At 39.4% G+C, this 21,892-nt stretch carries 21 protein-coding genes; 7 read left to right on the top strand and 14 right to left on the bottom strand.

Translation table 11 applies throughout. The annotated features are described in order from the left end of the window. Nucleotides 1-4: 4 nt before the first annotated feature. The 5 genes from L2567_RS15150 to L2567_RS15130 form a co-directional block, all read right to left on the bottom strand. The gene (locus L2567_RS15150; RefSeq protein ID WP_235298647.1) at nt 5-829 is read right to left on the bottom strand and encodes a 5-oxoprolinase subunit C family protein; all 825 of its coding nucleotides are present in this window, start codon (nt 827-829) and stop codon (nt 5-7) included. Next, nucleotides 826-1,503 carry a carboxyltransferase domain-containing protein gene (locus L2567_RS15145; protein ID WP_262913179.1) on the bottom strand — a complete coding sequence of 226 codons (678 nt, stop codon included), beginning with the start codon at nt 1,501-1,503 and terminating at the stop codon, nt 826-828. The genes L2567_RS15150 and L2567_RS15145 overlap by 4 nt, the downstream gene beginning before the upstream one ends. Continuing rightward, the gene (locus L2567_RS15140; RefSeq protein ID WP_235298645.1) at nt 1,490-2,242 is read right to left on the bottom strand and encodes a 5-oxoprolinase subunit PxpA; all 753 of its coding nucleotides are present in this window, start codon (nt 2,240-2,242) and stop codon (nt 1,490-1,492) included. The genes L2567_RS15145 and L2567_RS15140 overlap by 14 nt, the downstream gene beginning before the upstream one ends. Before the next feature lie 89 nt (nt 2,243-2,331). Next, nucleotides 2,332-3,144 (bottom strand): inositol monophosphatase family protein, encoded by an 813-nt coding sequence (locus L2567_RS15135; RefSeq protein WP_235298644.1) that lies wholly within the window; start codon nt 3,142-3,144, stop codon nt 2,332-2,334. A gap of 335 nt (nt 3,145-3,479) precedes the next feature. Beyond that, nucleotides 3,480-4,091, bottom strand: coding sequence for a NifU family protein (locus tag L2567_RS15130; protein WP_235298643.1), 612 nt, complete (start codon nt 4,089-4,091; stop codon nt 3,480-3,482). A 212-nt stretch (nt 4,092-4,303) separates the two neighbouring features. Here L2567_RS15130 and L2567_RS15125 point away from each other — a divergent pair, with 212 nt between their 5' ends. From L2567_RS15125 to L2567_RS15110, 4 genes are all read left to right on the top strand, one after another. After that, nucleotides 4,304-4,720: a dienelactone hydrolase family protein gene (locus tag L2567_RS15125; protein WP_235298642.1), complete on the top strand. Its 417-nt coding sequence runs from the start codon at nt 4,304-4,306 to the stop codon at nt 4,718-4,720. Then, on the top strand, nt 4,675-5,025 hold the full coding sequence (locus L2567_RS15120) for a dienelactone hydrolase family protein (RefSeq protein WP_235298641.1): 351 nt from the start codon (nt 4,675-4,677) through the stop codon (nt 5,023-5,025). Before L2567_RS15125 ends, L2567_RS15120 begins: the two co-directional genes overlap by 46 nt. A gap of 423 nt (nt 5,026-5,448) precedes the next feature. Next, nucleotides 5,449-6,180, top strand: a complete 732-nt coding sequence (locus L2567_RS15115) for a helix-turn-helix domain-containing protein (protein ID WP_235298640.1) — start codon at nt 5,449-5,451, stop codon at nt 6,178-6,180. A gap of 70 nt (nt 6,181-6,250) precedes the next feature. Continuing rightward, a complete protein-coding gene (locus L2567_RS15110) occupies nt 6,251-7,396 on the top strand; it encodes a serine hydrolase domain-containing protein (protein ID WP_235298639.1) in 1,146 nt (381 codons plus the stop codon). Nucleotides 7,397-7,412: 16 nt separating this feature from the next. Here the strand turns inward: L2567_RS15110 and L2567_RS15105 are convergent, their stop codons facing one another. Continuing rightward, nucleotides 7,413-8,132: a ferredoxin--NADP reductase gene (locus tag L2567_RS15105; RefSeq protein WP_235298638.1), complete on the bottom strand. Its 720-nt coding sequence runs from the start codon at nt 8,130-8,132 to the stop codon at nt 7,413-7,415. Between the two features lie 154 nt (nt 8,133-8,286). Here L2567_RS15105 and L2567_RS15100 point away from each other — a divergent pair, with 154 nt between their 5' ends. Genes L2567_RS15100 through L2567_RS15090 form a run of 3 tightly spaced genes read left to right on the top strand, consistent with a single transcriptional unit; the run spans nt 8,287 to nt 10,964 of the window. Next, nucleotides 8,287-9,138 (top strand): hypothetical protein, encoded by an 852-nt coding sequence (locus tag L2567_RS15100; protein WP_235298637.1) that lies wholly within the window; start codon nt 8,287-8,289, stop codon nt 9,136-9,138. 36 nt (nt 9,139-9,174) lie between these two features. Then, nucleotides 9,175-9,906, top strand: coding sequence for a hypothetical protein (locus L2567_RS15095; RefSeq protein WP_235298636.1), 732 nt, complete (start codon nt 9,175-9,177; stop codon nt 9,904-9,906). Next, nucleotides 9,903-10,964 (top strand): endonuclease, encoded by a 1,062-nt coding sequence (locus tag L2567_RS15090; protein ID WP_235298635.1) that lies wholly within the window; start codon nt 9,903-9,905, stop codon nt 10,962-10,964. Before L2567_RS15095 ends, L2567_RS15090 begins: the two co-directional genes overlap by 4 nt. Before the next feature lie 57 nt (nt 10,965-11,021). On the opposite strand, the gene L2567_RS15085 is transcribed toward L2567_RS15090, so the two are convergent. From L2567_RS15085 to L2567_RS15050, 8 genes are all read right to left on the bottom strand, one after another. Next, complete coding sequence (locus L2567_RS15085) at nt 11,022-12,110, bottom strand: LptF/LptG family permease (RefSeq protein WP_235298634.1); 1,089 nt, start codon at nt 12,108-12,110, stop codon at nt 11,022-11,024. A gap of 5 nt (nt 12,111-12,115) precedes the next feature. Continuing rightward, complete coding sequence (gene tgt, locus L2567_RS15080) at nt 12,116-13,246, bottom strand: tRNA guanosine(34) transglycosylase Tgt (protein WP_235298633.1); 1,131 nt, start codon at nt 13,244-13,246, stop codon at nt 12,116-12,118. A gap of 1 nt (nt 13,247) precedes the next feature. After that, nucleotides 13,248-14,633, bottom strand: a complete 1,386-nt coding sequence (gene rodA / locus L2567_RS15075) for a rod shape-determining protein RodA (protein WP_235298632.1) — start codon at nt 14,631-14,633, stop codon at nt 13,248-13,250. Continuing rightward, the gene (locus tag L2567_RS15070) at nt 14,634-15,014 is read right to left on the bottom strand and encodes an SPOR domain-containing protein (RefSeq protein ID WP_235298631.1); all 381 of its coding nucleotides are present in this window, start codon (nt 15,012-15,014) and stop codon (nt 14,634-14,636) included. 6 nt (nt 15,015-15,020) lie between these two features. Next, the gene (gene secA, locus L2567_RS15065; RefSeq protein WP_235298630.1) at nt 15,021-18,317 is read right to left on the bottom strand and encodes a preprotein translocase subunit SecA; all 3,297 of its coding nucleotides are present in this window, start codon (nt 18,315-18,317) and stop codon (nt 15,021-15,023) included. A gap of 210 nt (nt 18,318-18,527) precedes the next feature. Next, nucleotides 18,528-19,199, bottom strand: coding sequence for a hypothetical protein (locus L2567_RS15060; RefSeq protein WP_235298629.1), 672 nt, complete (start codon nt 19,197-19,199; stop codon nt 18,528-18,530). A 305-nt stretch (nt 19,200-19,504) separates the two neighbouring features. Next, a complete protein-coding gene (locus L2567_RS15055; RefSeq protein ID WP_235298628.1) occupies nt 19,505-20,389 on the bottom strand; it encodes an NAD kinase in 885 nt (294 codons plus the stop codon). Between the two features lie 100 nt (nt 20,390-20,489). Beyond that, nucleotides 20,490-21,863, bottom strand: coding sequence for a POTRA domain-containing protein (locus tag L2567_RS15050; RefSeq protein WP_235298627.1), 1,374 nt, complete (start codon nt 21,861-21,863; stop codon nt 20,490-20,492). Between the last annotated feature and the right edge of the window lie 29 nt (nt 21,864-21,892).

Genomic DNA, 21,892 nt, shown 5'->3' with positions numbered 1-21,892 from the left:
AGGGTCAATGGGCTAACGTGAACTTAATTTTACTGTTTAGGGTCAATTGATTGAGTCGCGGTAAATCAATATTTCTGATATAAGCTATTCTGGGATAACCACCAGTGGTCTGCCCATCCTGTAGTATGATAATGGGTGAGCCGTTTTGTGGAAGCTGTATGAAGCCCGGGAGGACTGGAACACTAGATGAAAGTGCAGAGGTACTGAAAAGCTTTGGTCCCTTTAGGCGCATTCCCATCCTGTCTGTATCACTTGCGATGGTAAAAGGCTCATTGACCAATAAATCTTGCGACTGCTTATCTAAAAGATGAAATTCCGGACCTTTGTATATCTTAAAGTTATTCTCTGAAAACTCGCATGCTTCCCATTGAATAAGATCTCCTTTTTTGAGCAATCTGCCTTCTTTACCTCCTATCAATGCTCTGGTCAGCGTGGAATAAGAGCCAAATATTTTTTCAATCTGCAACTTTCCCTTTATAGCAATGTAAGCTCTCATCTTATCTTTCGAATAACCTCCAGTGAGGACATCTCCGTCTTTGATTTTTATGGTTTGATTGATGGAAACGTTTCGATCATTCAGCTTCCAGTTTAAATCGACACCGGTTATAGAGATGATAGCAGAGCTATGAAATCTGATCGTAGGTGCAATAGTGGTGCACTCTATCACTGGGCAATCCACTGGCATATCTAGTAAAAGCAAGGCGATCTTGGCTGCATTCTGATCCATGACACCCGAGCGAGGAATTGCGAAATAGGCTAGTCCGTTTCTTCCTAAATCCTGAATACTGGTCATTAAACCGGGTTTCAATATTTCGATTTCACCATTCATGAATGATATTCCTTCAAACTTAATTGGCTTTCTGCAAGCTTTCTAAAAGTAGGTCTGTCAATAAGTTTTAATTGAATGTGATCTCCGGGCTTCCAGGGCAGCATAGGGATCTGCTGTGTATCTATCAATTGAATAGGTGTTTGCCCCACCACATTCCATCCACCTGGACTACTTATGGTGTAAATTCCCAAATATTTTCCGCCAATTGCTAAAGAACCATCCGAAACGTATTTTTCAGGAATTGATTTTCTTGGTATTTGCAAATGTTTTGGCAGACCACTGATGTAAGTAAATCCTGGCAAGAAGCCGTACATACTCACTTCAAGCTCTAATTTCAATATTTGGTCGACAAACTCAGAGGAATCCAGACCAGATACTTTTTTTATGTGGTTCCAGTCCTTGTGATCGTAATCAAAGTATACAGGTAAAGTAAATGTGGTGAAATCGATTTCTTTTTTACCTTTTATTGACCTGATCAACGCTTCTTCATCCGTCGTCAGCCGCCTGCTTAATTTTATTAGAACTTCAGTTTCTGCCGCAATAACCTCTTCACAAAACTCAAAATTGGCTTCGTAAATATTTCTTGCCATAGATCTCAGCTTCTTAAAGTCATTTGACTCAATAATGAGAAAATCATCATGGTAATATTTAAAGTGTAAATCAGTTGAGTCCAATCTTTATTCCTTTATGATATAAATATTCTACGATGGACCGACTTAATTCTACAGCCCCTAAAGTGTCACTGTGTAGGCAAATGGTGTCAATCTCAATTTTTTCTTTTATTCCATTATATGTTTCAATTTGCCCATTTACAAAGCTTTCCACCTGTTCTAATATTTTTTCCTCTTTTTCTATAACTGCTCCTTCCAATTGTCGATTTCTCAATTGGGTTTTATGCTCATAAGCCCGATCTGCAAAACCTTCACTCCAAAACCTCATACCTTTCTGAATACAAATCGTTTTGACATGTGACTCGGCTAAACCAATAATAATACATTCGGGAGCAATGCCTTTAACCAGGTCTACAACATGGCTTGCAAGTAAAGCATCTTTAACCATGTCATTGTATAGTGCTCCATGTGGCTTGATATGATTCAAACGCCCACCTTTTGATTCCACCATTCCTTTAAGTGCGAAAATTTGATACTTCAATTCTGATTGAAGGTCGGACCAGGAAATACTTAAGGAAATTCGACCGTAATTTTTTCTATCGTTGTATGAAGGGTGTGCCCCAATATTCACTTTATTTTTAAGCGCCGACTCAATGGTTGCTTCAATGATCTTCGGGGAACCTGAATGAAATCCACACGAAATATTACAAGATGAAATATAGGGCATGATTAAATGGTCGAAGTTTCCTACATCCATGTAAGGCTGTTCACCCATATCACAATTAAGATCAATAGATTTCATGAAAAGTAAATTACTATAAAATTTCGTATTAGAAACTTTTAAAATATATTTCACAAGATGTGAAGCCTGATTTTTGATTTTGTGTATGCTTAGGCTAATGTCATGTGCTGGCCTATTACGCTGAGTAATTGTTCGTGAATCTTGCCATTACTCGCAACGATCTGATCGCCTTCCTCATATTGATTACCGCCAGAAAAATCTGTTACAGTTCCACCGGCTTCCTGAACGATCAGTACACCGGCTGCTATGTCCCAGGTATTCAAACAACATTCGTAGTAAGCATCTAACCTGCCGCAAGCCGTAAAGGCCAGATCAAGTGCTGCAGAACCAAACCTTCGCAAACCTCTGCATGTCACCATTAATTCTTGCAAAATTTCCACAAAGGGTAGAGTTTCTCTGTTCTCATAGGGAAATCCAGTGGCTATAACCGATTCATTGAAATCTTTGGTTGGACTTACGATCATTCTACGTCCGTTCAAGAAAGCTCCATGATCCTTCCCGGCTGAAAACATTTCATCTAGCATAATATTATAAACAAACCCAAGTTGAACAACACCATCTACTTGTAGTGCTACACTTACACTAAAGTGAGGTATTTGTCGTAGATAATTGGTAGTACCATCTAATGGATCTATGATCCAGATCTTGTCTTTTGATCGATCATCGGGTGTATCTTCTTCAGTGATGAATCCGCTACCAGGTAAGAGTTCTGAAAGTCCTTTGACCAATTTGGCTTCGGCATTTTTATCAACATATGAGACCAACGAATTCATTGCCTTGGTTTCGATATCGTCTGAATTAACTTTCCCCAGTTCTTCTTTAATGAAAGCCCCTGTTTCTCGAATAAGTGATTCGACTTTTCCTATTAATGCCCTTGTATCCATGGTATTGTAACGCTGCAATGGGAAAATTGATTAGTATAAGTTGAAATAATCTGTTAGAATTGAATTCAGGAGACTACCGGTCGATGCTATAATTCTAACCTTAACTTGCCTCGGTTAATTCAGTAAAAATTATCCAAACTCAAGTATTATGAGCTTTTAGGGTTCTGACCCTATTTTAACTCCATTAAAATTGCTACGCAACGCCTGGCAGCCGCAGCCGGCGGATGTGCCGCCGGTTCTGACCCTATTTTAACTCCGTTAAAATTGCTACGCAACGCCTGGCAGCCGCAGCCGGCGGATGTGCCGCCGGTTCTGACCCTATTTTAACTCCGTTAAAATTGCTACGCAACGGGTCATCCCGTTTCACTGACGACCTCTGTGACTTCAGGAACCATTCGCTTTAACATTCCCTCTATTCCAGCTTTTAATGTTACCGTAGAAGACGGGCATCCACTGCAAGAACCCTGAAGTACGACAGTGACAACACCCTTATCAAAAGATTTAAATTCGATATTACCACCATCCATTTCTACAGCAGGCTTCACATAAGTATCAATAAGCTCTTTGATTTTCTTGACCAACTCTGCTTCCTCTCCTGTGTATTCATAACTTACGCCTTGTTCAGCTTCCAACTTTGCCATGGCATCAGCAAAACCATCACTGATCACCTCACCTCCATCACTCACATAATCTTTAATGAATTCCTTTAATTTCAACATGATGTCTTCCCATGCAAAATTGAATTCCTTAGTAATGGTTACAAAGTTATTGCATACATAAACCCCCTTTACATAAGGCTTTTCGAACAAGGCTTTTGCTAATGGGGACCATTTCTGGGCTAGCTCCTCTTCTCGAAAATCTGCTGTTCCCTTGTATAACATCTTATTGGTTACAAACTTAAGCGACTCCGGATTCGGTGTCTGCTCAGTATATATCATGATTGGACTCTTAACTGTCGTTTCCATATTTTCTATTTTTACTTAATCTCAATTACAATCACAAAATTAACAATAAATGCGCCGAAAAGGTTACATCTTTCTTATCTAATTAAATTTGTTAAGACAAAATTTACAAAGAAATTGATGAATATGTCTATTTACACGTAAATTATATAAACAGATCATAAAAAAACGTTATTTATAGCGGCCCATTTAGATTCAAAAATCAGTGATGATATATGAAAAAAACTCAAAAAATTGAATACAAAGATCATTTGAATACATTTGAAGGAGTGATTTCATATGATGATGTCACGGATCAAAAACGGCCTGTCATCTTGATTGCCCATACATTCAAAGGGCAATCTCAATTTGAGATAGACAAAGCCATTGAACTTGCAAAATCAGGATATATCGGATTTGCAATCGATATGTATGGAAAAGGAAAGCGTGCTGAAAATGCTGAAGACGCTCGCAAACTCATGCATGAATTGACTGAAGATCGGCCATTATTACTTAAAAGAATGGAGCTTGTTCTGAAAATAGCCAAAGCTCTAAAACAAGGTGACGAAAATCGCATAGGAGCCATCGGATTCTGCTTCGGTGGAAAATGTATTTTGGATTTGGAAGATCTGGAGCAAAATTACTGGGATTAGTAAGCTTTCACGGTATATTCGATGCTCCTCCTGGATTGCCAGAACTAAAAATCAATACACCAATTCTTCTGCTTCATGGATGGAACGATCCATTGGCTAAGCCTGAAGATGTCATTCAGATTACTGAGGAATTGACCAGGAAAGAAGCAATTTGGGAGCTTAATGCTTATGGCCATGTCGGACATGCATTTACAAATCCTAAAGCATCATCACCTGAAGATGGTATGCTGTACAATGCTAAAGCAGATCGAAATGCCTGGAATAGGATGTTGGCATTTTTTGATGATGCGCTAAGCTCTTTCTAAGCTTTTCTACTTTCTGCGAGTGTTTAAAGAGGTAGAGTTTGTTAATTTTAATGATCTAATCGCGATCCTTTGTCAATTACTTTAAACATTTTTCTCTTTATTTTTCTTCTTGCAGGTGTTCATGGAATAATGAGGTCTATCACTATTTTGGCCTTCCAAAAGATAAATGTTCAAAAAATTCTCTTTCTAACATTCATCTTTACACTTTCCATCGCCTGTATTAAAACCGCATGGCAGGAAATAAGTGCAGACGCTTATCAAAGATTTCCAGTACCTTTATTATTTCAATTTTTATGGGGTCCACTCCTTTTACTTCTAACCAAAAGCTCACTTTACAAGTCTTTTTCGATTACCCGCAATGATAGCTGGCTGTTTCTGCCTTCATTAATGTTTGATGTCATATTTTTTTACATTTACCGCCTCGTGAAAGTAGATGAAGATATTTTCAGCGACATCAACTTCATGGTCGATGTGGTAGCTTCAATTCATTTTTCCTATTTTCTCCTATTATCTATTCAAGCATTAATTTCTTTTAGAAATGGTTTTAATGAGTACTATTCTCACATTTCCAAGTCAACACTTAGATGGCTAAGAGTACTTATTGTTATGTGCGTAGCATTGATTGCTTGTTGGTGGCTTTATATCATTTCGACGCTCTTGCTTTGGAGTTATGACTATCCGGGTTCCTACTTTAAGACCTACTATCCGGGATATTTTTGTTTCTCAATTTCCATATATCTACTATTAGCGTTGCGTTACGAGCCGATAAAAATTCAGAAATTGCAAAAAATCAGAAGATCTAAAAGAAGTTTAGAAAAACCAGTTTACGATCCTATAAAAATATATCGCGATGTCAAAAATAAAGGATTATATAGGTCTCCAACATTGACCTTAAGACAACTGGCAAAAGAATTAAATCTTAATATCAACGATCTCTCTCAAACAATCAACAATGGCCTCAAAAAGTCCTTTAGTGATTTTATTAATGAGCTAAGGGTTGAGGAAGTCAAGGATAAACTGAAAGACCCCAAGTTCCAACATCTTAGTCAACTTGGAATTGCTTTTGATTCAGGGTTTAATTCTAAGGCTACATTCAATAGAGCATTTAAGAAGTGGACGGGCATGACTCCTACTGAGTTTTTAAAAAAAGATTAATTAATAGGTATCAAATCCCCATTTGCAGCGATCCTTCGGATAAAATACAAGTAATTGGATCTAAAAAACTATGAAACCACAAACGAAATGTTTTGTACTTGTCTTATGGATTTTATTCTTTCATCAATGTAAAACTCCCTTTTATAAATCAGCTGAGTCTGAAAGGATTTCAAAAACCATCAACACCAAAGACAGCTTTCTTAGCAAATTGGATTCCTTAAGAAATTTTTACCACATTCCCGGATTGAGCTATGCCGTTAGCTATAAGGACAGTACAGTTGTTTCTGGTGGTCTGGGTTTTGCAGATCTACAGTCACAAAGAAAAGCGACTGACTCCACTACCTATAGAATCGCTTCTTTAACCAAGCCGATTTCAAGTACTATTCTCATGAAATACGTGCAGCAGAATCTTATTTCATTGCAGGATACTCTGAAATTGCATATTCCAGGATATGAGCAATACTTCAGCGAGGTACATGATTATGTCATCAACAATCAACCGGAACTTTCTCATTTGATCGAAGACTACAATTTTCATAGCAACGGCATAACGGTCTGGCACCATCTTACCCACACCTCCGAAAATAAACCTGGCGAGGAATTTAGGTACAACGGTTTTTTGTTTGGTATTCTCTCCAGATTGTTAGAGGTCAATCTCCATAAATCTTTTGAGGTTATACTGCATGACGAAGTCATTGATAAAGTGCACATGAATTATTCCTCTGCATCTCAATCTGAAGCTTCACAAGGTATAATTCAACTTTTAGCAACGCCATATTTGTATAATTCTGACCAAGAAATATTTCAGCAGTCTGCGTATCCAGAACCTTCTGTGAATGCAGCTGCGGGGATAGTGAGCAATGTGTTAGATCTCATGAAGTTTGACCGAGCACTGAATAGGAACATCCTAGTCGACAGTATGACCTTGCATCAGTCTTGGACTCAACAAACCAATAACAATGAAGAAAAAATACCTTACGGTTTAGGCTGGTTTGTTCAGGAATTTGAGGGCGAGATATTGGTGTGGCATTACGGTTGGCATCCCGATGCATATTCTGCGCTATATTTGAAAGTACCCTCAAAAGCATTGACCTTTATTCTTCTATCCAATGGAGAAAATTTAAGTGCACCATTTATGAGTCAGGGATATGAAAGTAATGTGTTGGTTTCCCCTTTCGCGAAGCTATTTATTGATCACTTCGCCACTGACCCTTAGGAGGCAATCATCATTCCTATCCATACAACTCGTATATAATATTCTTCTTATCCACCTTTTTATGGACCAATAGATTCTCAACAGCCTCATCGATCATCTGTGACCAGCCACACAAGTAAAATTTGGTTCCCTCTGAATAATTTCTTTCCATATAAACCTGGTGAACATAACCTTGAAAACCATCCCACTCTTCATCTCTACTCAAACAAACATCATAGGTCAAGGCTAAAAAGTCCGAAGTCAAGGCTTCAAACTCCTCCCGATAAAGGATATCCTGTTCGTACCTGGCCCCAAATATTAAATGAATTTGTGGCAAATCAATATCTTTTGCAACCAAGTCCTTGATCATACTTCTAAATGGCGCTACACCTGTACCCGTGCAAACCATTACCAGGTCATGCGTTAACTTTTTAGGTAGGTAAAAAGCTCCGGAGGGACCTTTAAATCTCAATTTACAACCGACAGTAACCTCCTCGAACATGTAACCAGAGCCCAATCCTCCTTTTAAATGGACAATACACAATTCAAAGATATTCGTTCCATTTGGTTCATTGGCAATACTGTAGCTCCTCCACCTTTTCAACCTTTTCTCTGCAATCGGAAGATCTAAAGTAACGAATTGACCTGCTTTAAATTCAAAATTATCCACTCCATCGACCTCAATAAAAAACTGCTTAACATTCGGCGTCATATCCTGAATTCCTACTACTGTTCCATCATACCATTGCCATGCCATTTCAAATCATTTAATCTATCATAAAAACCTCATAACACATGCCAGAATAAATAGTTTCCTGGTCCCCTCTTGATAATTCTTACTGGCTAAATTTACCTGTTTCTGGGTATGCATTTTTATATAATTTTTCACAAATTGCAATAAAACAGTTCAGATGCAGCTCTCAAAATCACCATTGGAAGAGAAAAAAGTACAAACGCCTTCTCCTGCGGCAACAAATTTTCATTCTACATCCAGTATGGCTCCTCCCGCTATGTTTTCATCTACTCAGAATATGGCTGTGAATCAGAATCTGAGCAAACCTGCGCAAGAGCAGCAACAGCAACAAGCAGAGACCGAGCAAAATCAGACTGCTGAAGTTGCTGAAGAAACCGGAGTAGGTACTAATCTTAGTCCGAACGATATGTTAGATGCCGTGATCGACGGACATCAGGTTTTTAAATCCTCTGCTAGATTTACAAACGTTCAAATACAAGGGCCATCCGCTATTGGTGCTCCAGGATGCCTGAGTGCCCCCAATGTTTCGGGATTAATTTATGGAAATCTGGCTGGTAAGGCTAAAGATCAGGAAGACCTAGCAATGGCTAAAGCTGTTGGCAATGTAATGGGGCAGCACCTTTTACAATGGGCAAGTAGTCTTATAGTTCCGGGGTTACCCTGGTACCCCTCTTTCTCTTTCTTCCCTGCTCCCACAGCGCCTCCTATGCCAAATGTTCCCACACCGCTGCAATCCTGCCCTTCGTTCAGCGAATATTTATTGACTAATCAAGAAATGATAACAAATCAGATCATGTCGAAATTACCCTCTGAAATGAAAAACGACGTGAACAGAGGCAAGGTGGCTTCTTTCAGTAGTATGGCATCTGGCTATTTTGTAATTTGGCTACAGTCGACATTTTTGTATAATGTCTTGGGAATGGGCACAGTACCTACCTTTGCTCCACCTTTTGTCTTAGGTGGACCTGTAGTAGGAAAAGTAATTCCAACGTCTGGCGTATTAAATTAGACTAAACAATTTATCTTCGTGCGCTGTATTATGCGTATGAAAAAAGTTTTTAAGTTTTTAGGTATTGGTCTACTTGTATTGGTGATTTTAAGTCTTGGTGCATGTTTTCTACTCAGTGAAAAGCTGCCAGAAGGCACTGAAGGTCCAGCAGCTGAAGCTCTTACGGATAAAATGTTTGATGCTGTCGATAAGAAAGCGTGGGATAGTACAAAATTAGTGACCTGGAATTTTATGGGAATACATCAATATCTTTGGGACAAAGAAACCACCGATCTGCGTGTAGCATGGAAGGATTCAGAAGTCTTAATGAACCTAGATCAATATGATGGTAGGGTTACAAAGGATGGTAAAGCATTAGAAGGTGAGGATAAGCGAAAAGAAATTGATAAGGCATTCGGCTTCTTTTGTAATGATATGTTTTGGCTCAATGCACCGGTAAAAGCTAGAGATGAAGGCACGACCAGAAAACTCGTGAAGTTGGAGAATGACGAAGAAGCCTTACTGGTCTCATATAGTTCTGGAGGTGTAACTCCCGGTGATAGTTTTCTTTGGATTCTAGATGAAAATGGAAGACCTACCGGCTGGAAGATGTGGACACAAGTTCTTCCGATCAAGGGTCTTTATACGAGTTGGGAAGCATGGAAGAGCCTAGATACGGGTGCAGAACTAGCCACCAAGCATGGAGGCTCTATTTATACTATGGAGATTTCAGAAATTAAGAGTGCACAATCCTATGAGGAATTAGGAATTGAAAACCCATTTGAGTGAGAAGTATTTTATTATCCTCTTTTTTAATGATGTCAATGCTGGCTTTGGGTCAATATCAGCAGGAAAGACTATTCCCAGAGCTTTCTGGTGAAATACTGCTTGATGAAGTGGTCGATCAATATAAAGCTACTATTTTATTCTTCGATTATGGAACTACCAGAGACACCATGTTCAGAGAGGTCTATGCGGTCAATGACAGTCTGGAATGTGTGTACAGTGGGCATACATTATACATGGATCCGAATCGTGACCCGACAACAACTGTTTTTATGAATGGTGCTGATAATGGTATCAATACAGAGCATACTTATCCAAGGAGCAAAGGAGCAGCATTTGGAAATGCCAAAAGTGATATGCACCACCTGTATCCAGCAAGAGCAATGGTTAATGAAGAAAGAAGCAATTTCCCTTTTGGCGATATTGAAGATGACAAAGCAACCAAATGGTTTTGGAAAGATCAAACGCTATTGACAAAACCTCACGAAAACCTTGATGAATACAGTGAGTGGAAATGGCAGGTTTTTGAGCCTAGAGAATCTCATAAAGGAAATGTGGCTCGTGCTGTTATGTATTTTTATACCATGTATAAAGCTCAGGCTGACGCAGAGGATCCTGACTTTTTTTGGGATATGCTCCCGGATTTATGTAATTGGCACTTTGAAGATCCTGTCGATAGTGCTGAATACACCCGCACCTGGTTGATCGCTCAATGGCAACAACACCCCAATCCTTTCGTGCTTGATTGCAGTTTGGCGACGCGAACCTATTGTACTGAAATGATTAGTGATGATTGCGAATTGGCTGTGCCAATAGTGGAAACAAAAACCAATGATGTAAAAATGACCTATTCGTTATTTAGTGAATCCATTGAAATAACTGAGGTGCCTGAAGGTCAAAATAGATTGATTGTTTATGGTATAGATGGTAAGCTCATCGATTATCGACTGTTCTCAACTAATCATTTTAGTTTAAATGTAGGAGGACTGATGGCCGGAATATATGTAGCTACATTGGTGACTAGCCAGGGAGAAAATCAAATAAAATTTACCAGGTTTTAAAGGACGGTAAATCTTGATCTCCCATTAACATAAGGTGGTCATAACACTTGCCCAAGCCTATTTTTGTGCCCTTGTCAACAAAACAATTGCCACAACAGCAAATACCATATTGGGAATCCATATGCCCAGCATGGGTGTCAGAGTCTGACTAAATGCAAAACTGGTCGAAAATTTGGAAATCAAGACGAAAATGGAGCCCAGCAGTAAACCAAGTGCCAAGTTCAAGCCTAATCCTCCACGAACCTTTCTTGAAGCCAAAGAGACGCCAATTACAGTGAGAATAATGATGGTAAAAGGGTCAGCGTTCCTTCTATGATATTCCACCATGAACTTTTTCGGATTCTGGAGGCCCTTGGAATTTTGATCTTCCACATAACGCATGATCTCGGGTGACGTCATCATTTCCATTTGATTGGCAAATCTTATAAACTCTTCAGGAGTGAAGTTCAGCAAAGTGTCCAACTCTTCGCCCGATTCCGAATCCAGCGTTTCCTTCATCCCATCGAAAGTTCTGACCATATAGTCTTTCATGGTCCACCTTCCACTGGAATTATCATATTTCAGTCTTTTGGCTTTCAATAATCTACGAAGTTCGCCATCTTCAAAAGTCTCCAGACGAAAATCGATCATGGTGCTATCTCTTAACCTAAAATACCTTACAAAGATCTTTTCATCCGGACCAATGCGCATATGCACGTTTTCATTTAAGGTTTTTTTATTGCCCCTCCAGATGTATTCATTTTCAAAATTTGCCTTGATTTTCGTACTTCGTGGGATAATGTAGTTGTTGCCTACCCATAGTAGTGATGCAAGAAAAGAAGCTGCCACCAGATAGGGAACTAATAAACGATAATAGCTCACACCCGAGGCCAATATTGAAATGATTTCAGAATCTTTGGCCATCCTACTGGTAAAAAATATGACTGCTATTAATGCAAAGAGTGGCCACAGTAATCCATTGATCCATGGAATAAAATTCACATAATAGTCGAATACAATCTCGTTAAAACTGATACTTTGATTTAGAAACTTCTCGACTTTCTCACTAAAATCTATGACGACAGCCACCATTGTGATTAACAAAATGGTAAAGAAAAAAGTCTTGAGATACTTTTTTATGATGTATATGTCTATCTTTTTAAGCAAATCGACTATATCCTTTGAGATAATTTAGGTACTAAGTTATTCTTCCAGTTTACAAACGTTCCATCCTGTATTCTGCGTCTGGCTTCTCTGACAAGTTGGAGGAAAAAACTAAGATTATGAAGACTGGTAATCTGTGCCCCTAACAATTCTTTGACCTGAAACAAATGCCTTACATAAGCCTTTGTAAATCTTGAGCTGGTTTCAATCCCAAGATTGGCATCCAAAGGGCTAAAATCATCTGCCCATTTCGCATTTTTAATATTGATGACCCCGTCAGATGTATAAATCAAACCATGCCTGGCATTTCTTGTAGGCAATACACAATCGAACATATCTATTCCCAGCGCAATGCTCTCCAGCAAATTCGCAGGCGTACCCACTCCCATCAAGTATCTCGGTTTATCTTCCGGTAATATTTCAGTAACCACATCTGTCATAGCATACATATCCTCATGTGGCTCTCCTACAGAAAGTCCCCCTATCGCATTGATATCCGCTCCTCGGCTGGCAATAAACTCTGCGGATTCTTTTCGAAGGTCTTTATAGACACTCCCCTGGACGATAGGCGCAAGACATTGCTCATATCCGTAAAGTCCATCACTTTTGCGCATGTGCTCCAGACATCTGTCCAACCATCTATGAGTCATTTTCATGCTTCTTTTCGCATAATCATACGCACAGGGATAAGGCGTGCATTCGTCGAAAGCCATGATGATATCAGCACCTATCTTTTTCTGTATGTCAATGGCCTTTTCGGGTGTAAAGAAATGCTTGGAACCATCGATATGGCTTGAAAACATCACTCCTTCTTCCTTAATTTTTCGATTATTGCTTAGTGAATAAACCTGGTATCCGCCACTGTCAGTAAGAATGGGTCTATCCCAGGATATAAACTTGTGAAGCCCGCCAGCTTTGTTGATGATATCGATACCCGGACGCAAATACAAGTGGTAGGTATTTCCAAGTATGATGTCAGCATTAATCACATCTTCCAACTCTCGTTGATGTATACCTTTTACCGTTCCAATGGTTCCTACAGGCATAAAAATTGGCGTTTCGATCACACCATGTCCTGTAATGATAGATCCGGCGCGAGCGCGAGATTCCGGATCTTTTGTAGCAATTTCAAATTTCATTTTATCTGGACAAATCCATTTTCAGTAGTACTCCTATCATTAGTGAAAATGCAAGTAAGGAAGAACCACCCTGACTTAAAAATGGCAAAGGTATACCTATTACGGGCATTATGCCCATCGTCATCCCGATATTTATAAAATAGTGTATGAAAATAATACCCGCTACACCATAAGCATAATGACGCACAAAATTACTTTTAGAGCGTTCAGCAATAACGATGATCCTATAGAGCAATAGAATAAATAACAAGATGACGCTTATGACTCCTAGAAATCCCTGCTCTTCACCAATAATGCTAAATATAAAATCAGAAGATTTTACAGGTACATAATTCAGTTTGGTCATATCTCCTTCTAAAAAACCCTTGCCTTGCAAGCCACCTGAACCAATGGCCAATTTTGATTGAATAATATTATACTTCACATCATAACTGGCGATACCAGGCCTCAACCATACATTGATCCGATCTTGCTGGTGTGGAGCCAAAAACCTTTCAAATGCCCAATTTGACCCAAAGGAAAATAACGAAGAAAAAACAATTACTGATCCTACCAATACATAATAGGAGATCTTCTTTTTGTCCCATTGGAGGAAAACGACGATCATAAAAAGTGCCACTGAGGCCAACAAAACGTAAAGAAAATCGCTGCTGGGAACAAAAGCCACGCTCAAAATTGCCGCAATTACGATTCCCGCAAGCCAAATCAACCTATTTTTGAAGTTCATGGCCAGGACCCCAATTCCTAGACCTATTAAAAGAAAGATCATAATAGGAGGTCCTAAAATTAGACTGAAAGCAAATATGGCAATCAGTGATAGTCCGATGACATGATACAATGGAGTAATTCCTTCTCTAAATAGTAAAATAAAAAAAGAGAAATAGACCAGTGCTGACCCAGCGTCCGGTTGCAAAATAATTAAAAATGAAGGCAGCAGAAATAATCCAATAGCGGTCAACTGATGCCGCACATTTTTTAGATCTGTTTTATAAGAAGCTAAAAATGAAGACACCACAAGACATGTGAAAAATTTAACCAATTCACCGGGTTGAATTGAGAAACCAAAGATAGAGTACCATGAGGTAGCTCCATTACGAACCACACCAAAAAACAAAACGCCGACCAATGCCAGGATTCCAATGGCGTAGAATACTGAGGAAAATGTGTCCCAAAATTTCCAATCAATGAACAGCGCACATATGAAGGTAAATAAAGAAATAACAACCCAGAAAAAATGGCCACTCAAGAGTTCTGATAGCTGAAAACCAACATTCCCCTCCACCGTAGAAGAATAAATCATCAACCAGCCGATCAAGACAAGTGCGAGATAAGTAGATAATGCTACCCAATCTATACCCGATCTGATGCCGGAAGTTGCTCTAGCCATTTACAGTAACTCTGTCTCTAAAATTTTATCCATGACGGGGATAGCATTAGGGAAATCTTCCTTCAGCGCCAACAGGAAGCTTTGCAATTCCAATTTGGTTCGATATGCTCCAATCTGAACCTGATAATATGGGCTGACATGCTTCCATTCCGGTTCCAACCCGGGATATAAATTGGCACACTTAGCCCTGGCAGCTTCCATCTTTCTTCGATCATTAGTGGTGATCAATTGAATTCTCCAACCTTGTACATATTCCGTAGACCTGCTCTGGCTGATATATGAATTCATCAATCTCGAGATTTTAGGTTCTTCATTTATGGTGACCTGTGCAAACATAGGCACACCTATTATCAAAAAGAAGAAGAATAAAAGCTGTTTCATATTTAATTATTTACCGTGGCATTGCTTGTATTTCTTACCACTACCACAAGGACAAGGATCGTTTCTTCCTACTTTCTTCTCTGTTCTTACAAATGTTTCGGGCTTGGCTTGCCCCCTACCGGCGCCTTCTGCTGCAGCTCTTGCAGCTTGCTCTGCGCGGCTGGTTTTAACATTCGAAAGGTCTGTTTTTTGCTCTCTGGCCTCAGACATCTCTTGATTATTGCCCAGCAGAATTCGACCCTTCATCAGATAAGAAGCCACATCTCTATTGATATTATACACTACGTTTTCAAAGAGTTCGTAGGCTTCCATTTTATATATGACCAAAGGATCTTTCTGCTCAAAACTGGCAGCCTGAGACGATTCTTTAAGCTCATCCATTGACCTCAAATGTTCCTTCCAGTTTTCATCTATCAATGCAAGGGTTACTGCCATTTCGATTTCTCTCATCAATGTTTTACCACCGGACTTTACCGTTTCTTCCAGATTAGCTGAAACAGGAAGTGGATTAGATCTTCCGTCAGTAAAAGGAATGGCAATTCTCTTATATCTATGTCCTTCATTTTCATAGACATTCTTGATTACTGGAAATAACAATTCACTGATCTTCTCCGCTTTACGTCCATAGAACTCATGTAGCTCTGCTTTAAGCTGCTCAATCAAGTCCTCTTCGTTACCTTCCTTAAAGGTAGCTGCGTCGATATTAGGATCAAAGCCTAGCGAAGTCAATACCTCGTTTCTGAAAGTGTCGTGATTGCCCGCTGCCTTATGGTCTATAACGATGTTTTCTGCCAACGCATTAAACATGTTGTTGATATCCACAGCAATTCTATTTCCGGAAAGGGCATTGTTACGCTTTTTATAAATGGCCTCTCTCTGAATGTTCATGACATCATCATATTCCAGTAGACGCTTTCTGATTCCGAAGTTATTTTCTTCTACCTTCTTCTGTGCTCTTTCCAGAGATTTAGTCACCATGGAATGCTGAATGACCTCACCTTCCTTGTGACCCATTCTGTCCATTACCTTAGCAATTCTCTCCGAATGGAAAAGTCTCATTAGGTTGTCTTCCAGCGATACGAAAAACTGCGAAGATCCAGGATCTCCTTGCCTTCCTGCCCGACCTCTTAACTGCCTGTCCACTCGCCTTGAATCATGCCTTTCTGTAGCAATAATTGCCAAACCACCAGCTGCTTTGACTTCATCTGAGATTTTTATATCGGTACCTCTACCGGCCATGTTCGTCGCTATGGTCACATTGCCTGCTTTACCTGCTTCAGCTACAATGTCCGCTTCTCGCTGGTGTTGCTTCGCATTCAGAACATTATGTTTAATGCCCTTCATTTGCAACATTCTACTCAGTCTTTCAGAAATCTCTACAGAGGTTGTACCCACCAATACCGGACGACCTTGCTTGGTCATCAATTCTATTTCTTCGATGACTGCATTGAATTTTTCACGTGCTGTCTTATAAACTAAATCTTCACGATCATCTCTAACAATCGGTTTATTGGTAGGAATAACCACTACATCCAATTTGTAGATCTCCCAAAATTCACTGGCCTCTGTTTCAGCAGTCCCTGTCATACCCGCCAGCTTATGATACATTCTAAAATAATTCTGAAGTGTAACCGTCGCATAGGTCTGGGTAATATCTCCTACTTTGACATTTTCCTTTGCTTCTAAAGCCTGGTGGAGACCATCTGAATATCTTCGACCTTCCATCATACGACCTGTCTGCTCATCTACGATCTTTACCTGGCCATCCATCACTACGTACTCTTCGTCTTTCTCAAACAAAGTATAAGCTTTCAGCAATTGACTCACAGAGTGTAGACGGCGTGATTTTATTGAATAATCGCTGATGAATTTTTCCCGCTCTTCTCTTTCTTGTTCCGGTTCAAGATTCTTTTCCTGAAGTGCTTGAATTTCCAATGCAATATCAGGCATCACGAAGAAATTAGGATCTTCCTCTCCTTTAGCAAGATACTCAGAGCCTTTTTCTGTCAACTCCACATTTCTATTCTTCTCGTCAATCGTAAAGTAAAGAGGCTCGTCAGCTAAGTGCATGTTCTTCGACTGCTCCTGCATATAAAAGTTTTCCGTCTTCTGAAGTAAAACTTTGATTCCTTCTTCACTAAGATACTTAATCAACGGCCGATATTTGGGCAGTGATCTGTAGGCTCTCAATAAAGCTAAGCCTGCTTCTCCTTCTCCATGTCCGATCTTTCCTTCTTTCACCAATCTTTTAGCCTCTGCAAGGTATTGAGTGGCTTGCTTTTTTTGAACATCGTATAGGCGCTGAACCTTTGGTTTTAATTCATTGTATTCTTGTTCTTCACTACCTTCGGGCACTGGTCCGGATATGATTAAAGGTGTTCTGGCATCATCTATCAGTACGGAATCCACCTCATCCACCATGGTGTAGTGGTGTTTTCCCTGCACTTTTTCATTGACATTGCGCACCATATTGTCTCTTAGATAATCGAATCCAAACTCATTATTGGTACCATAGGTGATATCGCACTGATAAGCTCTTCTTCTTTCCTGGGAATGAGGTCGGTATTTGTCAATGCAATCTATCGTCAGGAGAAGAAACTCCATAATTGGACCGATCCATTCGCTATCCCTTCTGGCCAGATAGTCATTCACGGTAATCACGTGCACACCTTGACCTGAAAGACCGTTTAGATACGCGGGAAGCGTTGCTACCAATGTTTTACCTTCACCAGTTTGCATCTCAGCAATCTTTCCATCATGTAGCACCTGGCCACCTATCAATTGTACATCATAATGTACCATGTTCCAGGTGATATCTCCACCTGCAGCCTTCCAGGAATTTTGATAAATCGCTCTGTCTCCTTTAATGGTGACATAAGACTTCTTAGCAGCCAGGTCCCTATCATGCTGTGTGGCGTGAACTGCTAATTCTGCATTTTCACTGAACCTCCTGGCGGTTTCTTTAACTACTGCAAAAGCTTCGGGAAGGATTTCTTTCAGAATTTCTTCAAGATGCTCATCTCTTTTCTTGACATATTCGTCTATCTCATTGTAGATCTCTTCGGTTCTGGTTAGATCTTCTTCATTATCTGCAGACTCCTGGAGCGCATTGATATCAGAATCTATGCCCTGAAGGTGTTCGGCAATTCTATTTTTAAAATCTAGTGTCTTATTTCTTAGTTCGTCGTTGGATATATCTCTATAAGTCTCGAAAATCTCATTGATCTCCTCTACTACAGGGCTATAGGTTTTAACATCCCTGTCATACTTCGTCCCAAACAATTTTTGAAAAACCTTTAACATCGTCTCTATTTATTATGCTGCAAAGATATTGAATGCCTACAAAGTTTTAGCAGCTGGGCTGGTTTATTTGCTTTTCGTAAGCGGTCAACAATATAACGTTATTAATAGCTGCGAAAGTTGTACCAAGCAGCCTTTAAGTAAAATATGTGCCAAATTGGCATAATGACTTAAAATAGTAAGCAAATCTGTCGCTATAAAGAAAGCATTGCGTCAAACTTGGCTTCTCTTCATCAGGCTCTCTTGCAATACTTTTCTTGCACCTTTACGTCCACTGAGAAAGGCATACACTTCAAGAGCTATGATGAGTAGTGCCGCTCCGCCGATTGTAATGCCTCTCAGCCAACCCATTTTGACCATTTGCTCCGGATAAAAATTCTGAATGACCAATAGGTCAAAACAAGTGATGGTGACTCCGAAAATGAGCAACATAATGGCAAATGCTCTTAAGCTTCTGGTTTTCTCTTTGATGATCCGATATCCACAGTTGGTCATGATTAAATTTGGTTCTTGGATATCGGGCTTTATTTTCATTAACTCACTAGCCACATACTGAGCTTTTTGATATTCACCGACATTAAAGAGCGCGTAAGATTTTCTTTTCAAAAGTGTGCAAAACAGATCCTCTTCTGTTCTAATGAAATTCTCGCTCATTACATCAAAGATCAAAAGGTCTATGTGATCCAGACATTTTCTGTAGTGCCCAATTTCGAACAGGGCATTGTTGTATTTATCGAGAAGATCGATCCTGAAATCGGTATCCATATTCTCCACGATATCTCTGTGTTTCTCAATAAAGTAGATCTGCCGTGAATAGTTTTTCTCCGGTATTTCTCTGAAGCCTAAGACCACATCGGCGTGATATGTAGAATTAATGGCAGACATTTTCTTAATTTGATTAAAGCTCAAATTTAACAACCTCAAGTTAATCAGATTTGTTTTGAAAGACAATCAAGATTATAAAGAAAATTTTAAAAAATGATGTGGAGGTGGGTTGTTAGAAACGCGAACGCATGCAAATCAAATTTGCAAGTGCTAAATCAAGAGTAAATCTGCTATCTGATAGCTTGAAAATGGAATTTGCAAGTACCGAGGGAAATACTGAATCAAGCCTAAATCTGCTATCTGATAGCTTTATGGTCCTAAAATGTTTTGTGGCTTTTATGAAGCTAGTCGACCATATTCACCGATTAATTGCGGGAATCCTTACCCCAAAACAATTTATTGTGAATCGTTTCCTGGAAACTGACTCCTTCTAATTGCACAAGTTTGGCTCGAAAATCACATTTCCGGACCGAAAGCTTATGATCTGAGGTAATCACTTCGAATCGGGAATCCAACGTGCAGAGAAAATTCTCACCTCTTCCTTCTATGATAAAACTTAATTCCCTGTTGTCCGAAAGCACCACCGGTCTGACATTTAAATCATGGGGCGCAACAGGGGTAATAACAAAATTGCCAGAGTAGGGAAACACGATCGGCCCACCACAACTCAAAGAATAACCTGTGGATCCTGTGGGAGTAGAAACGATCAGTCCATCCGCCCAATAGGAGTTCAAGAAAGATCCATCGATAAACGAATGTATTTTAATCATGGCTGAAGTATCTCGCTTATGTAATGTAAAATCGTTCAATGCAAAACTCTTATCTCCAAAAAGATCGTCCGCTCCGTTCAATTTAAGCATCACTCTTTCTCCAATAGTAAAGCGACCATCAAAAAGCTTGTCCAATGCTCTTTCAATCTTATTCTTCTCTATAATAGCAAGAAAACCCAGACGACCTAAATTAATTCCCAATATTGGAATTCCTAAGTCCTTTATTAGAGTGATGGCCGTCAGTATAGTACCATCCCCTCCCAGCGTAAAAACAAAATCTACATTTGCTTTCTTCAATTCTTCTGTTGAATCAATGGCAGCACACTCCATGCAAAACTTGACATCCTGCTGCTCAAGTAATTCTTTATAACTTTTATTGACATAAACCCTTACACCACGCTTTTCTAAAATAGACATTAAGGTATGCAGATATACTTCGTTACCCTCCTTGAATCCTTTGCCGAATAGTAATATGTTCATCAACTTGCCGTTATATGATGTCCAAAGTTAACGATCTTTTATTTCTTTATTACCCCATCATCCATCTACCAGACACACGAACATTGAAATGCAGTGGATTTTAGAATGAAATGGCATTTTTAAAAGCAAAACTCCCCTGGCCTAAATGGTTCCAACTGTAATCCACTTGAAATAAATAGGTATTGTAAAACATGATGCTGAAGGTAGGACCATATCCATACAACCATCTGTTATTAAAAGTATTTGATTCCAGGTAGAACCGCTCATTGACATACCCGGTATCAAAACCCATTCCGAGATAAAGTTTGAGATTGATTTTGTTGAATTGGGACAACTTCAACCAATTACTAATATCAAATGTGTGATTTACCAACTTATAGTGTACGTCCATTTTGGCAAAAACATAATCGCTTCCGTTAATGGTGAATCGGTCATAACCGCGAAGGACATCAGCACCCGAAATGGCTTCATTAAATACAAAGGCCAGTTGATTTCTGAGCAATTGATACTTTCCCTTGACTTCATATCCATAGATTAGTTTCGACAGGTAGTTATAATTTCTTTCATACTTTAATTCAGCGGAAAGATTGTTTACCTCATCGAATACATACAATCCTTCCTTTCTCAAATTCAATCTGATGTAGTCCCCTTTTTCTGGAAAGATCTTGAACTCACGACGATCGAAGGCAAATAAATAATCCAATAAGAAATACCGCGTATCAGTTTTGCCATCCAAGAAGTAATCCGGATTGAACTCCTGGGCAATGACCGGATGAATCGTTATTTTTCTAAATTCCAATCTAAAATTGTGAATAAGGAAAATATTCGGACGATGCGATATATCGCCACCAAGTCTGAAACTTGTTCTTACAATTTCGTCATTGACCTGAGTAAATAAAGGCTTATTGCCAACAGTTTTATAGTGCAACTCTCTTTGATCATCGTAAAATGCATTGATAGCAGATCCCCATCTGCCTTCACGATCAAGGAATGGAAACCTATAGTTAAGCTCTAATTTCCGGCGATAACCGAGTTGAAATGTCATGACCAATTTATCCCTGTTTCCAGTGAGATTGACGTGTTCGGCACGCAATCCGTAGTTGGTCCTGGAAAGATCCCGCATCTGATCAAACCACCAAAAATTGAAGTTGTCATCGGCCAGCTCAAAAATGGGATTTGGAAATATGTACCAATTTTCGTTGACCGTTATCTGCACGTCGCCGCCATTCATATTGACTTCGACCTCATTAAACAAGCCAATACTTAATAAACGCTTTTCATTGAAGTCTTCTATGGCTACCAGGTCCGAGCTGTCTTCAATGACGGTACCGACTTTAAAATTCAATTCCCGAAGTATGACTTTTTTTCTTGTTCGTTTATTTCCTTCAATATTAATGCTGTTAATAACCATGGTCTGGCCAATGGCAGCATTGACATACAAAAAAATAAAAACGATGAGTCCAAAAGTCTTCATAACCACTTTGAAACGGGGTTCTTATTTCT

The organism is Portibacter marinus (genome assembly GCF_021533195.1).
GTDB classification, from domain to species: domain Bacteria; phylum Bacteroidota; class Bacteroidia; order Chitinophagales; family Saprospiraceae; genus Portibacter; species Portibacter marinus.
Note: the sequence above shows the minus strand (reverse complement) of the source record. Positions and strands in the feature narration are given on the sequence as shown.